This window comes from Sphingomonas oligophenolica (genome assembly GCF_039522915.1).
GTDB classification, from domain to species: domain Bacteria; phylum Pseudomonadota; class Alphaproteobacteria; order Sphingomonadales; family Sphingomonadaceae; genus Sphingomonas; species Sphingomonas oligophenolica.
Map to the genome: position 1 here is coordinate 40,859 of NZ_BAAAEH010000003.1, position 18,695 is coordinate 59,553.

At 65.3% G+C, this 18,695-nt stretch carries 13 protein-coding genes; 6 read left to right on the forward strand and 7 right to left on the reverse strand.

What is annotated here, in order from left to right:
- Positions 1-26: 26 nt before the first annotated feature.
- Both ABD050_RS02035 and ABD050_RS02040 read right to left on the reverse strand, forming a co-directional pair.
- Positions 27-5,405 (reverse strand): HAMP domain-containing protein, encoded by a 5,379-nt coding sequence (locus tag ABD050_RS02035; RefSeq protein WP_343887464.1) that lies wholly within the window; start codon positions 5,403-5,405, stop codon positions 27-29.
- A gap of 188 nt (positions 5,406-5,593) precedes the next feature.
- Entirely contained in the window at positions 5,594-6,484 is an 891-nt protein-coding gene (locus tag ABD050_RS02040; RefSeq protein ID WP_343887465.1) for a prephenate dehydratase, read from the reverse strand.
- Between the two features lie 107 nt (positions 6,485-6,591).
- Here ABD050_RS02040 and ABD050_RS02045 point away from each other — a divergent pair, with 107 nt between their 5' ends.
- Positions 6,592-7,254 carry a c-type cytochrome gene (locus tag ABD050_RS02045; RefSeq protein ID WP_343887466.1) on the forward strand — a complete coding sequence of 221 codons (663 nt, stop codon included), beginning with the start codon at positions 6,592-6,594 and terminating at the stop codon, positions 7,252-7,254.
- A gap of 62 nt (positions 7,255-7,316) precedes the next feature.
- Here the strand turns inward: ABD050_RS02045 and ABD050_RS02050 are convergent, their stop codons facing one another.
- Together ABD050_RS02050 and ABD050_RS02055 are read right to left on the reverse strand one after the other, a co-directional pair.
- A complete protein-coding gene (locus ABD050_RS02050) occupies positions 7,317-8,198 on the reverse strand; it encodes an LOG family protein (protein ID WP_343887467.1) in 882 nt (293 codons plus the stop codon).
- A 48-nt stretch (positions 8,199-8,246) separates the two neighbouring features.
- Positions 8,247-8,918 (reverse strand): extensin-like domain-containing protein, encoded by a 672-nt coding sequence (locus tag ABD050_RS02055; RefSeq protein WP_343887468.1) that lies wholly within the window; start codon positions 8,916-8,918, stop codon positions 8,247-8,249.
- A 39-nt stretch (positions 8,919-8,957) separates the two neighbouring features.
- Here ABD050_RS02055 and ABD050_RS02060 point away from each other — a divergent pair, with 39 nt between their 5' ends.
- The 5 genes from ABD050_RS02060 to ABD050_RS02080 all read left to right on the forward strand — a co-directional run bounded on the left by ABD050_RS02060 (position 8,958) and on the right by ABD050_RS02080 (position 15,294).
- The gene (locus ABD050_RS02060; RefSeq protein WP_343887469.1) at positions 8,958-9,842 is read left to right on the forward strand and encodes an alpha/beta hydrolase; all 885 of its coding nucleotides are present in this window, start codon (positions 8,958-8,960) and stop codon (positions 9,840-9,842) included.
- 119 nt (positions 9,843-9,961) lie between these two features.
- A complete protein-coding gene (locus ABD050_RS02065) occupies positions 9,962-11,098 on the forward strand; it encodes a phosphoserine transaminase (RefSeq protein WP_343887470.1) in 1,137 nt (378 codons plus the stop codon).
- Between the two features lie 100 nt (positions 11,099-11,198).
- A complete protein-coding gene (gene serA / locus ABD050_RS02070) occupies positions 11,199-12,776 on the forward strand; it encodes a phosphoglycerate dehydrogenase (RefSeq protein WP_343887471.1) in 1,578 nt (525 codons plus the stop codon).
- A gap of 94 nt (positions 12,777-12,870) precedes the next feature.
- Positions 12,871-13,977, forward strand: a complete 1,107-nt coding sequence (locus ABD050_RS02075) for an ATP phosphoribosyltransferase regulatory subunit (RefSeq protein WP_343887472.1) — start codon at positions 12,871-12,873, stop codon at positions 13,975-13,977.
- Between the two features lie 27 nt (positions 13,978-14,004).
- Complete coding sequence (locus ABD050_RS02080) at positions 14,005-15,294, forward strand: adenylosuccinate synthase (protein WP_343887473.1); 1,290 nt, start codon at positions 14,005-14,007, stop codon at positions 15,292-15,294.
- A 319-nt stretch (positions 15,295-15,613) separates the two neighbouring features.
- Here the strand turns inward: ABD050_RS02080 and aroC are convergent, their stop codons facing one another.
- The 3 genes from aroC to ABD050_RS02095 all read right to left on the reverse strand — a co-directional run bounded on the left by aroC (position 15,614) and on the right by ABD050_RS02095 (position 18,639).
- Entirely contained in the window at positions 15,614-16,681 is a 1,068-nt protein-coding gene (aroC, locus tag ABD050_RS02085) for a chorismate synthase (protein ID WP_343887474.1), read from the reverse strand.
- Positions 16,682-16,870: 189 nt separating this feature from the next.
- On the reverse strand, positions 16,871-17,674 hold the full coding sequence (gene fabI, locus ABD050_RS02090) for an enoyl-ACP reductase FabI (RefSeq protein WP_343887475.1): 804 nt from the start codon (positions 17,672-17,674) through the stop codon (positions 16,871-16,873).
- Positions 17,671-18,639 (reverse strand): YihY/virulence factor BrkB family protein, encoded by a 969-nt coding sequence (locus ABD050_RS02095; RefSeq protein WP_343887476.1) that lies wholly within the window; start codon positions 18,637-18,639, stop codon positions 17,671-17,673. Before ABD050_RS02095 ends, fabI begins: the two co-directional genes overlap by 4 nt.
- Between the last annotated feature and the right edge of the window lie 56 nt (positions 18,640-18,695).

The window sequence follows — 18,695 nt, forward strand, 5'->3', positions numbered from 1 at the left end:
GTACTGGGTGCTTCCGCTGCATCGGATCATTCCGCTGCCGTGCCGAGGCGAACCGGCGCGCGATCGCGCGACCGCGCCACCCAGACACGCAGCAGAGCGAGAAGCAACTCGATATCGACTGGCTTGGCGATATAGTCCGAGGCACCGGCATCGAGGCATTTCTGACGGTCACCCTTCATCGCCTTGGCAGTGACCGCGATCAGCGGAATGTCGGCAAGTTCGGGTAACGCGCGAATGCGCTGCATCGTTTCATAGCCGTCCATCTCGGGCATCATGATATCGATCAGCGCGAGGTCGATGCCCGGCGTCTGTTCGAGGATCAGGATGCCGTCCCTGCCGCCCTCGGCATGGACGACCTCGACATCATAGCTCTCCAGCACGCTGGTGAGCGAGTAGATGTTGCGGATATCGTCATCGACGATCAGCATCTTCGAGCCGGCAAGCTCAGGCACGGCGGGCAGGCCCGAGGCCGCTTCGGCGCCGTCGACGGTCGTCATCGTCGGCACTCTGGGTTCAGCGGGGATGACGCTGCCCAGGCCGCGGAACACCGAGGCGAGCTGTTCGGGCGCCGCCGGTTTCTCGGTCACGCCGAACGCACCCATGTCGAGCGCCATATCGAGCTTGTCGGCACCGGAAATGACATGAATCGGCAGATGCATGGTCAGCGGATCGTGGCGCAGCAGATCGAGCAGCACGAAGCCGTCGATATCGGAAAGCCCGAGATCGAGGGTGATCGCATTCGGCTGGAGCTTGCGGGCGAGCGCCAGCGTTCCCGCGCCGGCGGTCGACACAACCCCCTTCAGCCCCGCGTCGCGCGCGATATCGAGCAGGATGGAGGCGAAGGTGGGATCGTCCTCCACGATCAGCACGAAGGGCGAGTCGCCGAGCGAATCGCGATCGTCGGTCACATCAAGCTGGGGCGGGAGCGCATTGGGCAAGGTCGCGCCGCTATTGTCGTAGCGGGCAGTGCTGGTCGCGGCGAAATTCGCGTCGGTGGCCTCCGCCTGCATCGGCACGAACAAGGTGAAGGTCGATCCCTCGCCCGGCATTGACCGCACCTTCAGCTCGCCGCCGAGCAGGCGCGCGATTTCGCGGCTGATCGACAGGCCAAGGCCGGTGCCGCCATATTTGCGGCTGGTGGTGCCATCGGCCTGCTGGAATGCCTCGAAGATCAGCTTCTGCTTGTCCTGCGGGATGCCGATACCGGTATCGGTGACCGCGATCTCGATTGCCTGCTCGGCGTTGCGCAGCACCGGGTGATTGGTGCTCCAGCCGGCGCGGGCGCCGCGCACCGACAGCGTGACGCTGCCATGCGAGGTGAATTTGAACGCGTTGGACAGCAGGTTGAGCACGACCTGCTGCAGGCGCTTCTCGTCGGTCCTGATCGCGACGGGCAGTTCGTCGCTGAACTCGACCTTGAAATCGAGATTCTTGTCGGCGGCGAGCTGGCGGAAGGTACGCTCCATATGCTGCTTCAGCGCGTTCAGGCGCATGTCGCCGATCTCGATCGAAACAGTGCCCGATTCGATCTTCGACAGATCGAGAATGTCGTTGATCAGGTTGAGCAGATCGGAGCCGGCCGAGTTGATCGTGCGGGCGAACTCGGTCTGCTTCTCGTTCAGATTGCCCTGCGGGTTGTCCGCCAGCAGCTTCGACAGGATCAACAGCGAATTGAGCGGGGTGCGCAGCTCGTGGCTCATATTGGCGAGGAATTCGGATTTGTATTTGGAGGTGAGGGCAAGCTGCTCGGCCTTCTCCTCCACCGCGCGCCGCGCCATTTCGATTTCGAGATTCTTGGCCTCGACCTGTTTCTTCTCATTCTCGAGGAGCTGCGCCTTCTCCTGAAGCTCCTCGTTGGTGGCGTGCAGCTCTTCCTGCTTGGTGGTCAGCTCGGTCTGGCGTGCCTGAAGCTCCTGGGTGAGCAGCTGCGACTGTTTCAGCAGCCCCTCGGTGCGCATCGTCGCCGCGATCGTGTTGAGCACGATACCGACCGATTCCATCAGCTGGTCGAGAAAGGTCTGGTGAGTCTCGTTGAACTCGCTGAACGAGGCGAGCTCGATCACTGCCTTCACCTCATCCTCGAACAGGGCGGGGAGAATATTGACGTTGGTCGGCGCGGCATGGCCGAGGCCCGAGCCGATGCGGATGAACTCGGCCGGCATGTTCTCGAGCAGGATCGGGCGCTTGTCGGCGGCGGCCTGGCCGACCAGCCCCTCGCGCAGGCGGAACTCGGTCTTGAGCTCGCTGCGATTCTCGGCGCCATAGCTTGCGGCCAGCTCGAGCACGGTTTCGTCATTGTCGCGGTTGGTGACGTAGAACACGCCGTACTGCGCGTTCACCAGCGGCGCGAGCTCCGACATGATCAGGTTCGAAACGGTGGACAGATCGCGCTCACCCTGCAGCATGCGCGAGAAGCGGGCGAGGTTGGTCTTCAGCCAATCCTGCTCCGCATTCTTGAGCGTCTGCTCCTTCAGGTTGCGGATCATCTCGTTGATATTGTCCTTGAGCGAAGCCATTTCGCCCGAGGCCTCCACCGCGATCGACCGCGTCAGGTCGCCCTTGGTCACCGCCGTCGCCACATCGGCGATCGAGCGCACCTGGTTGGTCAGGTTCGCGGCGAGCTGGTTGACGTTGTCGGTCAGGTCGCGCCACAGGCCGGCGGCGCCCGGCACGCGCGCCTGGCCGCCCAGCCGCCCCTCGATGCCGACCTCGCGCGCCATGTTGGTCACCTGGTCGCCAAAGGTCGACAGAGTCTCGATCATGCCGTTGATCGTGTCGGCGAGCGCCGCGATCTCGCCCTTGGCGTCCACCGCCAGCTTGCGCTTGAGGTTGCCCTGCGCGACCGCGGTCACCACGTCGGCGATGCCGCGCACCTGGTTGGTCAGGTTTGTCGCCATCAAATTGACGTTGTCGGTCAGGTCCTTCCACGTGCCGCCAACGCCCGGCACCTGCGCCTGGCCGCCGAGCTTTCCTTCAGTGCCCACCTCGCGGGCAACGCGCGTCACTTCGGAGGCGAAGCCGTTGAGCTGGTCGACCATCACGTTGATCGTGTTCTTGAGCTCGAGGATCTCGCCCTTCACGTCCACCGTGATCTTCTTGGAAAGATCGCCCTTCGCGACGGCGGTCGTCACCTCGGCGATGTTGCGGACCTGACCGGTGAGATTGTCGGCCATCAGGTTCACATTGTCGGTCAGGTCCTTCCAGGTGCCGGCGACGCCGCGCACCTGCGCCTGGCCGCCGAGCTTTCCTTCAGTGCCGACTTCGCGTGCCACGCGGGTCACTTCGGAGGCAAAGCTGTTGAGCTGGTCGACCATGGTGTTGATCGTGTTCTTGAGCTCGAGGATCTCGCCCTTCACATCCACCGTGATCTTCTTGGAAAGGTCGCCGAGTGCCACGGCGGTCGTCACCTCGGCGATGTTGCGGACCTGGCCGGTGAGGTTCGCGGCGAGCTCGTTCACATTGTCGGTCAGATCCTTCCAGGTGCCGCCGACGCCCTCCACCTTGGCCTGGCCGCCGAGCTTGCCCTCCGAGCCCACCTCGCGCGCGACGCGCGTCACTTCCGAGGCGAAGCTGTTGAGCTGATCGACCATCACGTTGATGGTGTCCTTGAGCTCGAGGATCTCGCCCTTCACGTCGACGGTGATCTTCTTGGAAAGGTCGCCGCGCTGCACGGCAGTGGTCACCTCGGCGATGTTGCGCACCTGGCCGGTGAGATTGCCGGCCATCAGGTTGACGTTGTCGGTCAGGTCCTTCCAGGTGCCGGCAACGCCTTCCACCTGCGCCTGCCCGCCGAGCTTGCCTTCCGAACCCACCTCGCGCGCCACGCGCGTCACTTCGGACGCGAAGCCGTTGAGCTGGTCGACCATGGTGTTGATCGTGTTCTTGAGCTCGAGGATCTCGCCTTTCACATCGACGGTGATCTTCTTCGACAAATCGCCGCGCGCAACCGCCGTGGTCACCTCGGCGATGTTGCGGACCTGGCCAGTGAGGTTCGCAGCCATCAGGTTCACATTGTCGGTCAGATCGGCCCAGGTGCCGGCGACGCCGGGCACCTGGGCCTGACCGCCGAGATTGCCCTCGGTGCCCACCTCGCGGGCAACGCGCGTCACTTCGGACGCAAAGCCGTTGAGCTGATCGACCATGGTGTTGATCGTGTTCTTGAGCTCGAGGATCTCGCCCTTCACGTCCACCGTGATCTTCTTCGACAGATCGCCCGATGCCACCGCGGTGGTCACCTCGGCGATGTTGCGGACCTGGCCGGTCAGATTGTCGGCCATCAGGTTCACATTGTCGGTCAGGTCCTTCCACGTGCCGCCGACGCCCGGCACCTGGGCCTGGCCGCCGAGCTTTCCTTCAGTGCCCACCTCGCGTGCCACGCGCGTCACTTCGGAGGCGAAGCCGTTGAGCTGGTCGACCATGGTGTTGATCGTGTTCTTGAGCTCGAGGATCTCGCCCTTCACGTCCACCGTGATCTTCTTCGACAGATCGCCCGACGCCACCGCGGTGGTCACCTCCGCGATGTTGCGGACCTGGCCGGTGAGATTGTCGGCCATCAGGTTCACATTGTCGGTCAGGTCCTTCCAGGTACCCGCGACACCTTCCACCCGCGCCTGGCCGCCGAGCTTGCCCTCGGTGCCCACTTCGCGCGCCACGCGCGTCACTTCCGAGGCGAAGCTGTTGAGCTGGTCGACCATGGTGTTGATCGTGTTCTTGAGCTCGAGGATCTCGCCCTTCACCTCGACCGTGATCTTCTTGGAAAGGTCGCCCGATGCCACCGCCGTCGTCACCTCGGCGATGTTGCGCACCTGGCCGGTCAGGTTGGTGGCCATCGCGTTGACGTTGTCGGTCAGGTCCTTCCAGGTGCCGGCAACGCCCTTCACCGTCGCCTGGCCGCCGAGCTTGCCCTCGGTGCCGACTTCGCGGGCCACGCGCGTCACTTCGGAGGCGAAGGAGGCGAGCTGCTCGACCATGGTGTTCACCACCTTGCCGATGCGCAGGAATTCGCCGCGCAGCGGGCGACCGTCGATCTCGACCGTCATTGATTGAGAGAGGTCGCCCTTGGCGACCGCGCCGATCACGCGCGCGACTTCGGCGGTCGGCTGGACCATGTCCTCGATGAGTTCGTTGACTGAGCGAATCGCACTTTCCCAGCCGCCGGTCGCTGCCTTGACCCGGCCGCGCTGGGTGATCTTGCCTTCCTTGCCAACGACGCGCGAGAGCCGCTCGAACTCCTCCGTCATCTGCTGGTTCAGGCCGACAACCTCGTTGAACAAGGTCGCAAGTTCCGCATCCGGGCCGGAAAGATCCTCCGGCAGACGAATGGAGAAGTCACCGCGACGCAACCCGCGCAGCGCTGACACAATCTGGCGGCGGTCGAGAGTCTCACGAGGGGTCTGGACGTTCACGTGCTGCTCCTGACAGTCTCCCCCCCATGGTGATTGTCCGGCCCCCCGGCCTCGCGCCGCGCAGCATAACGTACGCTTTATCGACAGCTACTGAATTTTTTGGCCGTTGCGGCCCATTATTGGGCGCAATCAATCTGGCAGCGAGCTGGTCCTCGGCCCGGACGAATCCTCGCCGGCGCGAGCGCCGATCAGCCCCGCGCCCGGGCCTGCCGATAGGTGCCCAGCACCCGCACCCATTTCGAATGGAAGCCGAGCTCTTCCAGCGCGCGGTCGAGCCCGGGATCACCGGGCTTGCCTTCGACATCGGCATAGAATTCAGTCGCGGCGAAGCTGCCACCGCGCTGATAGCTTTCCAGCTTGGTCATGTTGACGCCGTTGGTCGCAAAGCCGCCCATCGCCTTGTAAAGCGCCGCGGGGACGTTCTTCACCTCGAAGATCAATGTCGTCATGAACGCACCATCGCCGATGGGGGCATGTCCGGCGCGGGCCAGCACGAGGAAGCGGGTCGTGTTGTGATCGGCGTCAGCAATGCCCTTGCCGAGCAGATCGAGCCCATAGATCGCCGCAGCGCCCGGAGGCGCCAGCGCTGCGATCGCGGGATCACCCAACTCGGCAACCATTGCCGCCGCGCCTGCCGTGTCGGGATAGTTGACCGGCCTGATGCCGCGTTCACGCAGCCAGAGTCGGCATTGCCCAAGCGCCTGGGGGTGGCTCATCGCCTCCCGCACGCCCTCGATCGGACCGGTACCCATCAAGGCATAATGGATCGGCAGAAAATGTTCGCCGGTGATCGCCAGCCCCGATTCGGGGAGCAGGAAATGCATGTCGGCAACGCGGCCATGGAGCGAATTCTCGATCGGGATGATCGCGCAATCCGCCCGACCGTCACGCACGGCATCTATCGCGTCGGCGAAATCGAAACAGGGCAAGGGGAGTCCGTCCGGGAACGCCTGGAGCGCAGCGATATGGGAATTGGCGCCGGGGGCGCCCTGAAAGGCGACGGCACGATCGGGATGCGCGGCGGCTTGCTCGATCATCCGCGCCACGATCGGGCGCGCGGGGGCGGCGAAATTTTCCATGGGAAGGGCGCGCTTAACGACGCGCCGCCCGACGCACAAGCGCAGCTTGCGGTAAGGCTCTACCGAATCTAAAGGGAGCCGACTTTCCGACAGGGGCGCTTTGGCAAATGGACAACCGGACGAACACGATCGCGGGCTGGGTACTGGGCTCCCTCATGGTTGCGCTGGGCCTTTCGATTGCTGGCGACATGCTGTTCCATTCCGAGAAACCGGAAAAGGCAGGCTATCCGATCGAAGGCGCTGCCACCGAGGGTGGCGGCGGCGCGGCCGCCGAGGTGCCGATCGCGGCACTGCTGGGCAAAGCCGATCCCGCCAAGGGCGCCGAGGTCTTCAAGAAGTGCGCGGCCTGCCACACCATCACGCAGGGCGGGGCCAACGGCATCGGCCCGAATCTCTATGCGACCGTCGGCGAGGCAATCGCCACCGGCAAGGGCGGTTTCGCCTTTTCCGACGCGCTCAAGGCGAAGGGCGGCAAGTGGGACTTCGACAATCTGAATGCCTGGCTGACCAGCCCGCGTACCTTTGCGAGCGGCACCAAGATGACCTTTGCCGGCCTGACCAATGAGCAGGATCGCGCGAATGTGATCGTCTATCTCAATTCGATGGGCTCCAACCTGCCGCTCCCGGCAGCGCCCGCCGCCGCTGCGCCGGCTTCGGCTCCCGCCGGCAAGGCAACCCCCGGCGCCGAGGCCCTGTCCAACGCCGCCACGCCGGCACCCGGCGCACCCTCGGTCGATCCGAAGGCGGCCGTCGAGGCAGAGAAGAAGTAGAAGAAGAGTAGAAGAAGAAGTAAGAGGCACGCTTTCCGTTCCCGGCCCGAGCCGGGAACGAATCAGGCCGCCGAGGCGGCCTTGGGCTCGTCGCGGTAGAAGGCCTTGACCACTGCCCATGCCTCTTCGGCCGTTTCGACGAAGGTGAAGATGTTGAGGTCGCGGGCGCTGATCACGCCTTCCTCGACCAGCGCCTCGAAATTGACCACCCGGTTCCAGAATTCGCGGCCGAACAGCAGCACCGGGATCGGCTTGATCTTGCCGGTCTGGATCAACGTCAGCAGCTCGAACAGCTCGTCGAAAGTGCCGAAGCCGCCCGGAAAGGCAGCGAGCGCGCGGGCGTGAAGCAGGAAATGCATCTTCCTGAGTGCGAAATAGTGGAACTGCATGCTGAGCGCAGGCGTGACATAGGGATTCGGCGCCTGCTCGTGCGGCAGGACGATGTTGAGCCCGATCGATTCGTGCCCTGCCTCGGCCGCGCCGCGATTCGCGGCCTCCATGATCGACGGGCCGCCGCCCGAGCAGACGACGAAGTGGCGCTTGCCCTCTTCGTCGCGCGGGAAGGCGCTGGCCAGCTGGGCGAGCTCATAGGCGACGTCATAATATTTCGACTTGGCGACCAGGCTTTTGGCGATGCGAATCGCCTCGTCGCCTTGAGCTAGCTCGAGCAGCGCCTTCGCCTTGGCCGGCTCGGGAATCCGCGCAGACCCGTACATGACGAAGGTCGAGGCGATATTCGCCTCGGCGAGAATCAGTTCGGGCTTGAGCAGCTCGAGCTGGAAACGGACCGGGCGCAGATCCTCGCGCAGCAGGAAATCCATGTCCTGGAAGGCGAGGCGATAGGACGGATTTTCGGTCTGGGGGGTGCTGATCCCGGCATTGGCGGTTTCGGCATCCTGGCGGGCGCGCGGAAAAACCCGCGACGGAACATGTGTATCACTCATTGAAGCAGACCCTAACGGAAAAGCCCGCAAAGATGAAGGCGGGCGCGATCAACGGCAGAAATGTGCGTGATCGTCCTCGAGATGGAGGTGGTTGGCGTGCGCTGCGTTATAGTCGGGGCTCAACACCGTCCCGAACCGCTTGCAGGCCGAGGCATGGATGACCTGCAGGAATTCGCGCACTGCCGGATCGTCCGATCGCCAGCCGTCGAGGACCGTGATTCGTCGCCCATCGTCGAGGACAAAGGCCGAGATATCGACTGCGTTCGCGATCGCGTGGCCCGACAGCTTGTTGCCCGCCATGGCCGAGCCGATCACGTTGCGGCACGCATAGGAGCCGAAGCTTTCGATACGCACCAGATCACTGCCCAAAATCTGGTGCGCGGCCGGCGCGACCGCGTTGCGTGCCCAGCCGACGAACGCGTCCGCCAGGCCGCAACGCATTCCCTTCAGGTTGGTCACGGGCACGCCGATGTCGATCAGCTGAACCGCGCCGATGATCTGGCAGCCCCCGCCATAATCGCGATCGGGCATTGGGCTGAAGCGCACCTCCTGGCGCGACAGATCGGCAAAGCAGGCCTGGGTCTCGCGCGATGTGGGGATATCGAGCGTGACCGGCCTCGATCCCGCCGGGCGCGGCGGTGGACGGACTTCATGGCCGCCGCACCCGGCGAGCAATGATGTTAGCGCAAACATTTCGCTGGCCAGAAACAGGCGCCGCATGCTTAGCTTCGGGCGAAAAGAAGAAGAGAGGATCGCCCGATGCGCCTTGCCCCCCTGCTCGCGGCACTCGCCGCCGCTTTGTCCAGCCTGTTGACCGCGCCCGCCTGCGCGCAGGAAGGCACCCGCTATCCGCTCTGGCCGAACGGCGCACCGGGCTATGAAAGCCGCGCCGCGATCCCCGAAGAGTCCGCGGAATATTGGACCAAGCATATCAACAACCCCAGCATCACCGCCTTCCTGCCCGAAAAGGGCAAAGCGAACGGCACCGCGGTGGTGATCGTCCCCGGCGGTGGACACAGGATTATCGTGATCACCACCGAAGGCAATGACGTGGCGCGCTGGTTCGCCGCGCGGGGCGTCGCGGCGTTCGTGGTTCGCTACAGGCTGTTTCGCGAGGAGGGTTCGCCTTACTCCGAAGAGGAAGCGCGCGCCGATACCGAACGCGCGATGCGCCTCGTCCGCTCCCGCGCCAGCGACTTCGCAATCGATCCGAATCGCATCGGCATCATGGGTTTCTCGGCCGGCGGCGAGCTCGCCCGGATGGCAGCTCTCAGTGCGCCGGTGGCCCAGCGCGGCAAAGGCGATGCGATCGACCGCGTCTCGGCCCGGCCCGATTTCGCGATCCTCGAATTCCCCGGACCACTGAAGGCGGAGGAGACGGTGACGAAGGATTCGCCGCCGATGCTGCTCACTGCCGCAAATGACGATAAATGCTGCTCGGCGCCGCTTGTCGACCTGCTCCAATCCTACCGCGCGGCCGGCGCCTCGGTTGAATTGCACATGTATGCGGCCGGCGGTCACGCCTTCAACATGGGCGAGGATACGCCGCTGATCAGCCTGCAGCATTGGCCCGATCGAATCCCTGACTGGATGTCCGACCGGGGCCTGCTCGGCAAGCCGGCACCGAAGTTCGTGCCGAAATAAGCGGCTCGCTTCGCCGCATCGCAGCAGAAAACGCATTGACGTAACCGCCCATATCGTTAGGGCCGTCGACGGGCCACGCGGTCCCAACGCCGCGCGTGCTCTCTGCAAGGAGAGACTACATGACTGAACTATCTGCGCCTCCGGCAACGAAGCCGACTCGCCCCTATTTCTCTTCCGGTCCCTGCGCCAAGCCGCCGGGCTGGGCCCCCGAAAAGCTCAAGACCGAAGTCCTCGGCCGGTCGCACCGCTCGAAGCTCGGCAAGACGCGCCTGCAATACGCCATCGACCTGATGCGCGAGATGCTCCAGCTGCCCGACACCCACCGCATCGGCATCGTCCCCGGTTCCGACACCGGTGCGTTCGAGATGGCGATGTGGACGATGCTGGGCGCGAAGCCGGTAACGGCGCTTGCCTGGGAGAGCTTCGGTGAAGGTTGGGTCACCGATGCCGTCAAACAGCTCGGGCTCGATCCGACCGTGATCCGTGCCGATTATGGCGCGCTCCCCGATCTCGGCCAGGTCGACTGGTCGAACGATGTGCTGTTCACCTGGAACGGCACCACCTCGGGCGTGCGCGTGCCGAATGGCGACTGGATCCCCGATAATCGCGAGGGCCTGAGCTTCGCCGACGCGACCAGCGCGGTGTTCGCGTACGATATCCCCTGGGACAAGATCGATGTCGCCACCTTCTCCTGGCAGAAGGTGCTGGGCGGCGAAGGCGGCCACGGCGTACTGATCCTCGGCCCCCGTGCGGTCGAGCGGCTCGAAAGCTATACGCCGAAATGGCCGCTGCCCAAGGTCTTCCGCCTGGTCTCCAAGGGCAAGCTGGCCGAGGGCGTGTTCAAGGGCGAGACGATCAACACCCCGTCGATGCTTGCCGTCGAGGACGCGATCTTCGCGCTCGAATGGGCGAAGGGCCTGGGCGGGCTGGAAGGCCTGATCGCGCGCTCGGACGCAAACGCCGCCGCGCTCGACAGGATCGTCGCGGAGCGCTCGTGGCTCGGCCATCTCGCGGCTGACCCGGCCTCGCGCTCGAAGACAAGCGTGTGCCTGACGGTCGAGGGCGCCGACGAGGCGCTGATCAAGAAGCTCGCCGGGCTGCTCGAAGCCGAGCATGCAGCCTATGACATTGCGGGCTACCGCGATGCCCCGGCTGGCCTCAGGATCTGGTGCGGCGCGACCGTCGACGCCGCCGATATCGAGGCGCTCGGGCCATGGCTCGACTGGGCCTACGCCTCGGTCACCGTTTCCGCCTGATTCACGCCGCCCCGGCGGAGGCCGGGGCCGCTCCTCGTCGGAGCGCATCCTCCATAACCCAGCGACCCCGGCACGCGCCGGGGTGACGAAGGAACCCATCATGCCAAAAGTCCTCATCTCCGACAAAATGGATCCCAAGGCCGCGCAGATCTTCCGCGAGCGCGGCGTCGAGGTCGACGAGATCACCGGCAAGACGCCCGATGAGCTCAAGGCGATCATCGGCAATTATGACGGCCTCGCGATCCGCTCCGCGACCAAGGTCACCAAGGATATCCTGGCCCACGCGCCGAACCTGAAGGTGATCGGTCGCGCCGGCATCGGTGTCGACAATGTCGATATTCCGGCGGCGTCGGCGCAGGGCGTCGTCGTCATGAACACCCCGTTCGGCAACTCGATCACCACCGCAGAGCACGCAATCGCCCTGATGTTCGCCCTCGCCCGCCAGCTGCCCGAGGCCGATGCCTCCACCCAGGCCGGCAAGTGGGAGAAGAACCGTTTCATGGGCGTCGAGCTGACCTCCAAGACTCTCGGACTGATCGGCGCCGGCAATATCGGCTCGATCGTCGCCGACCGTGCGCGCGGCCTGAAGATGAAGGTGGTCGCCTATGATCCCTTCCTCACCCCCGAGCGCGCGATCGAGATGGGGGTCGAGAAAGTCTCGCTCGACGACCTGCTTGCCCGCGCCGACTTCATCACGCTGCACACGCCGCTGACTGACCAGACGCGCAACATCCTGTCCGCCGAGAACCTCGCCAAAACCAAGAAGGGCGTGCGGATCATCAACTGCGCGCGCGGCGGACTGATCGACGAGGCAGCACTCAAGGCCGGGCTCGATTCGGGGCATATCGCGGGTGCCGCGCTCGACGTGTTCGTGACTGAGCCGGCGACCGATTCGCCCTTGTTCGGCACGCCCAACTTCGTCTCGACCCCGCATCTCGGCGCCTCCACCTCGGAAGCCCAGGTCAATGTCGCGATCCAGGTCGCCGAGCAGATGGCCGACTATCTGGTGTCGGGCGGGATCACCAACGCGCTCAACGTGCCGAGCCTGTCGGCCGAGGAAGCGCCGAAGCTCAAGCCGTACATGGCGCTTGCCGAGAAGCTCGGTTCGCTGATCGGCCAGCTTGCGCATGGCGCGCTGTCGGGGATCGCGATCGAGGTCGAGGGCGCGGCCGCGTCGCTCAACCAGAAGCCGATCACCAGCGCCGTGCTCGCCGGGTTGATGCGGGTCCATTCGGACACGGTGAACATGGTCAATGCGCCGTTCCTTGCCAAGGAGCGCGGCATCGATGTCCGCGAAGTGCGGCATGACCGCGAAGGCGACTACCACACGCTGCTGCGGGTGACGGTGAAGACCGATGCCGGCGACCGCTCGGTCGCGGGCACGCTGTTCGGCGACGCGGCGCCGCGGCTGGTCGAGCTGTTCGGGATCAAGGTCGAGGCCGATCTGGTCGGGCACATGCTCTATGTGGTCAATGAGGATGCGCCCGGTTTCATCGGCCGGCTCGGCTCGCTGCTCGGCGAGGAGGGCGTGAATATCGGCACCTTCCATCTCGGCCGGCGCTCGGCCGGCGGCGAGGCGGTGCTGCTGCTCTCGGTCGACGAGCCGGTGACCCAGGATCTCATCGCCAAGGTCCGCGCGCTTGCCGGCGTGAAGACGGTGATGGGGTTGAGCTTCTGATCCGGCACAAAAACGACCGCTAGCCTGCTTCCCCGGCCCGCGCCGGGGAAGCATGGCTTGTCATAGGCGGCGTTGTGATGAAGGAGAGCGCCTGATGACCAATGCCCTCCTCCCCGAAGGCTTTCGCGACCGGTTGCCGCCGTTCGCCGATGCCGCCGCGCGCCTCGAACAGGCGGTGCTCGGCGCTGCCTATGCGCATGGCTATGAGCGGGCCGACCCGGCGCTGGCCGAGTTCGAGGCCGGGCTGGCGAGCCGGCTCAAGTCCGCCCGCGCGCAGGATGTGGTGCGCTTCGTCGATCCCGTCTCGCAGGCGACGCTGGCGATCAGGCCCGACATGACGGCGCAGATCGGCCGGATCGCCGCGACGCGGATGGGGCATCATCCGCGCCCGGTGCGGCTTTCCTATGCCGGGCCGGTGCTCAAGCTGCGCGCTTCGCAGCTCAGCCCAGAGCGCGAGCTGCGGCAGATGGGGTGTGAGCTGATCGGGCTCGATACCGTCGTCGCCGCGCGCGAGATCGTCGATGTCGCGGTCGCAGCACTCGAGGCAGCCGGCGTGCGCGGCATCTCGATCGACTTTACCCTGCCCGATCTGGTCGCGACGCTGGCGGCAGGACCGTTGCCGGTCGACGCGTCCCTGATCGGTGAACTCAGCGACCGGTTGGACGCGAAAGACGCCGGCGGCGTCGCCGAGATCGCACCTGCCTATCTGCCGCTGATCGAGGCTGCCGGGCCGTTCGAGCCGGCGCATGACCGGCTCTGCGCCTTCGATGTCGGCGGCGCGCTGCGCTCGCGGCTCGACGGGCTGTGGGCGATCGCCTCGGGCCTCAAGGGCCGCGTCGCGCTGACGCTCGACCCGACCGAGCGCCACGGCTTCGAATATCAGACCTGGCTCGGCTTCTCGATCTTCGCCGAGGGCGTGCGCGGCGAGATCGGGCGCGGCGGCAGCTATACCATCGTCCATGAAGGTGGCGCTGAAGAGGCTGCTGTCGGCTTCTCGCTCTATGCCGACGCGATCGTTGCGGCAGGACTCGGCGATATCGACCGGCGGCGCCTGTTCGTGCCGCTCGGTACCGACCCGGCGATTTCGGCCGCGATGCGCGCCAAGGGCTGGGTCACCGTCGCTGCCCTCGAAGCGGGCGACACGCCCGAAGCGCAGCTCTGCACGCATCTATTAGTGGAAGGCGAGGCCCGCGCGCTCTAGCGCGGCGCCCGATCGAAGGAATTCAGCTTGGCCAATGTAGCGGTTATCGGCGCCCAATGGGGCGATGAGGGCAAGGGCAAGATCGTCGACTGGCTCGCCGAGCGCGCGGACATGGTCGTGCGCTTCCAGGGCGGCCATAATGCCGGGCACACGCTCGTGGTCGGCAACATGACCTACAAGCTGTCACTGCTGCCCTCTGGCATCGTCCGCGGCACGCCCTCGGTGATCGGCAACGGCGTGGTGCTCGACCCCTGGGCGCTCAAGGCCGAAGTCGAGAAGCTCACCGCGCAGGGCGTGGCGATCAGCCCCGAGACGCTGATGATCGCCGACAATTGCGCGCTGATCCTTCCCTTTCACCGCGATCTCGATTCGCTGCGCGAGGACGCCAGCGGCGCGGGCAAGATCGGCACGACGCGGCGCGGCATCGGCCCCGCCTATGAGGACAAGGTCGGCCGTCGCGCGATCCGGGTGTGCGACCTCGCCCATCTCGATTCGCTCGAATCGCAGCTCGACCGGCTGACCGCGCATCACGACGCGCTCCGCGCCGGCTTCGGCGAGCCGCCGATCGACCGCGCCGCGCTGATCGAGGAATTGCGGGCGATCGCGGATTTCGTGCTGTCCTTCGCCAAGCCGGTGTGGCGCAACCTCAACGAGGCGCGGGCGCGCGGCCGCCGCATCCTGTTCGAGGGCGCGCAGGGCGTGCTGCTCGACGTCGATCACGGCACCTATCCGTTCGTCACCTCGTCGAACACGATCGCCGGCACCGCAGCGGGCGGATCGGGGCTCGGGCCGAGTGCGGTCGGCTTCGTGCTTGGGATCGCCAAGGCCTATACGACCCGGGTCGGATCGGGCCCCTTCCCGACCGAGCTGGACAACGCGACCGGCGAGCGGCTCGGCGAGCGCGGGCATGAGTTCGGCACCGTCACCGGCCGCAAGCGCCGTTGCGGCTGGTTCGACGCAGTGCTGGTCCGGCAATCGGCCGCGGTCGGCGGCATCACCGGCATTGCGCTGACCAAGATCGACGTGCTCGACGGGTTCGACGAAGTGAAGATCTGCACCGGCTACAGGCTGCGCGGCGAGACGCTCGATTATTTCCCCGCGCATGCCGCCGACCAGGCAGCGGTCGAGCCGATCTATGAAACCATGGCCGGCTGGCACGAATCGACCGCCGGGGCGCGGAGCTGGGCCGACCTGCCCGCCCAGGCGATCAAATATATCCGGCGCATCGAGGAGCTGATCCGCTGCCCGGTGGCTCTGGTGTCGACCAGCCCGGAGCGGGAAGACACGATCCTGGTGCGGGATCCGTTCGCGGATTGACCTCGGGGCTGGCGTCCGGGACTGCCATTTCCCGCTGTTCCCGCTGTTCTTCCGATAATTATTTTCTGCCGCTGTTATGTTGGATTTTGCGGGCAGTTTCCTCGCGTGTTATCAAAGGTTTGCGGGTAATCTCGCTGTTATCGAATAACAGCGGGGAACAGCGGCGCTGCCGGCCATAACAGCGGCGGAGCAGCGACGAACAGCGGGATAACAGCGGCGCGCCGTCACTCACGATAAACAGTCATGTCAAAGAGCGGGACGGTCATGCTTCGTCCCGCTGCGCCGTCCCACACTCTCCGCCAGCATTGAATCGGCGTGCTCAGCCGCACTGCGCACGGTGGAGCAGCTTCTGGTCGGCGAGCACCAGGGCAACCATTGCCTCGACCACCGGGGCACCGCGAATGCCGACACAGGGATCGTGGCGGCCTTTGGTCATGATCTCGGTCGCCTCGCCGCTTCGGGTGATGGTCTCGACCGGCGTCAGGATCGAGCTTGTCGGCTTGAAGGCGACGCGGATGCGCACCGGCTGGCCGGTCGCGATCCCGCCGGCGATCCCGCCGGCATGGTTGGCGAGGAATTCAGGGCCGTCAGCACCGGGCCGCATGGCATCGGCATTCTCCTCGCCGCGCAGGCGCGCGGCATCGAAGCCGTCGCCGATTTCGACGCCCTTCACTGCGTTGATGCTCATGCAGGCGGCGGCAAGCTCGGCATCGAGCTTGGCGTAGAGCGGCGCGCCCCAGCCGGCGGGGACGCCCGTCGCCTCGCAGGCGATCACCGCGCCGAGCGATGACCCCGCCTTGCGCGCGCCATCGACCAGCGCCTCCCAGCGGGCGGCGGCTTCGGCATCGGGGCAGAAAAAGGGGTTGGCGTCGATCTGGCCGGGATCGAAATTGGCCGGGTCGATCGAATCGCCGCCGATCGCCTCGACCCAGGCGCGGATGCGCACCTCGGGGATCACCAGTCGCGCGACCGCGCCCGCCGCGACGCGCGACGCAGTCTCGCGTGCCGAGGAGCGGCCCCCGCCACGATAATCGCGAAAGCCGTATTTCGCGTCATAGGCATAATCGGCATGGCCGGGACGATAGGCCTGGGCGACCTCCGAATAATCCTTCGAGCGCTGGTCGACATTCTCGATCATCAGGCTGATCGGCGTCCCCGTCGTCTTTCCCTCGAACACGCCTGACAGGATGCGGACCTGGTCGGGCTCCTGGCGCTGCGTCGTGAAGCGCGAGGTGCCGGGGCGGCGCTTGTCGAGATAGGGCTGGATATCGGCCTCGGAGATCGCCAGTCCCGGCGGGCAGCCATCGACCACCGCACCGATCGCGGGACCATGCGACTCACCCCAGGTCGTGAAGCGGAAGACGCGGCCGAAGGTGTTGAAGCTCACAAACGCACTCCTGTTGGGCTACCAGATTCACCCATATTGCGAGCAGCCGGCTTCCCCTCTCCTTTCAGGAGAGGGGCAAGCTGCGCAGCAGCGCGGGGTGAGGTTGAGTTCAAGACGCTCACGACAGTCACCCTCACCCTTCCCACCGCTTCGCGGCGGGCCCCTTCCCTCTCCCGCAGCGAGAGGGTGTTACGCCAGCGCGATATCCGGCGCGTCCTCGGCCTTCATGCCGATCACGTGATAGCCGGCATCGACATGATGCGTCTCGCCGGTCACGCCGCTGGCGAGATCGCTCAGCAGGTAGAGGCCGGCGCCGCCGACATCCTCGATCGTCACGTTGCGCTTCAAGGGCGAGTTGAGCTCGTTCCACTTCAGGATCAGGCGGAAATCGCCGATTCCCGATGCGGCCAGGGTCTTGATCGGCCCGGCGGAGATCGCATTGACGCGGATATTGTCGCGGCCGAGATCGACCGCCAGATATTTCACGCTGGTCTCGAGTGCTGCCTTGGCCACGCCCATCACATTGTAATGCGGGATGACCTTCTCGGCGCCGTAATAAGACAGCGTCAGCAGCGAGCCGCCGTTCGGCATCATCGCCGCCGCGCGCTGCGCCACCGCGACGAAGCTGTAGACCGAGATGTTCATGGTCTGCAGGAAATTGTCGAGGCTTGTGTCCATGAAGCGGCCGCGCAGCTCGTTCTTGTCCGAAAAGCCGATCGCATGAACGACGAAATCGATCGTCGGCCAGTCCTTCGCCAGCGAAGTGAAGGTGGAGTCGAGCGCCGCCATGTCCGAAACGTCGCATTCGATCAGGCGCGCGACGCCGAGCTGTTCGGCGAGCGGGCGAACCCGCTTCTCCATCGCTTCGCCCTGATAGCTGAACGCGAGTTCGGCTCCGGCTTCGCTCAGTTTCTTGGCGATCCCCCAGGCGAGTGACCGATCGTTCGCAAGGCCCATGATCAGCCCGCGCTTGCCTTGCATCAATCCCGTCACGCCGCTGCCGCCTCCTGTTTGTTGCTGCCGCCGAGGTCCTCTACTCCTTCATCGTCCGCTTCCGCCAGTGCCGCATTCAACTCAGCGCCGACGACGAGCCCCAGTCCGACGAAAAAGAAGAAGATCAACGAGATCATCACGCCGGCAAGGCTGCCATAGGTCAGGTCGTAATTGGCGAGATTGGAGAGGATGATCGGCAGGAGCGCCGTCACCAGCAGCCACCAGGCAGTGGTGAAAAGCGCGCCGGGCCATTTGGGGCATTTGCTCTCGCGATATTTGCGCGGGGTGAGCGCGTAGAACACCATATAGAGCGCCGCGAACAGCGCGAGACCGGGCGCGATCCGGCTCACCGACACCACCGTCGCCGTGCTCGCCGCATAGGGAAGCACGCGCAGGATGAACTGCTCGACCGCGAGCAGCATGATCTGGAAACTGAAGGCGACCAGGATCAGGATCATCGAGGCGAGGATCAGCCCGATCGACCAGAGCCGATAATGCCAGAAGGGACGGATCGATTTGACGCCGTAGGCGCGCCGCAGAATGTCGCGGATCGTCTCGATGAAGCTCGCCGTCGTCCAGAGACCGACGATCGCGCCGAACCACAGCAGCGAGCCCGACCGCGCGGCGAGCACATCGTGGATCGGCGTCTGCAGCACATTCGCCACGCTCGGCGGCACCGTGTGAAGAAAGGCCTCGACGGTGTGCAATCCCTCGCCCGTCTGGCCGAACAGCCGCGCGACCGCGGCGGCGACGATGAAGAAGGGAAACAGCGTGACCAGCGACATATAGGCAAGGTTGCCGGCATGGACGAAACCGTCGCTGTACACACCAACGAAGACCCGCTTCAGCACTTCTCGCGCATAGCTGCCGGGCTGCATGAAGGCGAGGCGGCGGCTGAGCTTGGTCCGTTCATCGCCCGGTTGCTTCCTGCGCTCCTCGGGCGACTGGGGCGATACTTCCTGCACCTCTAGGGCATCGCGCGTAAAATCTGATTCGCTCGCCCCGAGATGCCATCGAGGCG

Coding starts and splice junctions, on each gene's coding strand:
- serA (WP_343887471.1), top strand. CDS start 11,199: ATGCCAAAAGTCCTCATCTCCGACAAAATGGATCCCAAGGCCGCGCAG.
- ABD050_RS02060 (WP_343887469.1), top strand. CDS start 8,958: ATGCGCCTTGCCCCCCTGCTCGCGGCACTCGCCGCCGCTTTGTCCAGC.
- ABD050_RS02065 (WP_343887470.1), top strand. CDS start 9,962: ATGACTGAACTATCTGCGCCTCCGGCAACGAAGCCGACTCGCCCCTAT.
- ABD050_RS02075 (WP_343887472.1), top strand. CDS start 12,871: ATGACCAATGCCCTCCTCCCCGAAGGCTTTCGCGACCGGTTGCCGCCG.
- ABD050_RS02040 (WP_343887465.1), bottom strand. CDS start 6,484: ATGGAAAATTTCGCCGCCCCCGCGCGCCCGATCGTGGCGCGGATGATC.
- ABD050_RS02055 (WP_343887468.1), bottom strand. CDS start 8,918: ATGCGGCGCCTGTTTCTGGCCAGCGAAATGTTTGCGCTAACATCATTG.
- ABD050_RS02050 (WP_343887467.1), bottom strand. CDS start 8,198: ATGAGTGATACACATGTTCCGTCGCGGGTTTTTCCGCGCGCCCGCCAG.
- ABD050_RS02045 (WP_343887466.1), top strand. CDS start 6,592: ATGGACAACCGGACGAACACGATCGCGGGCTGGGTACTGGGCTCCCTC.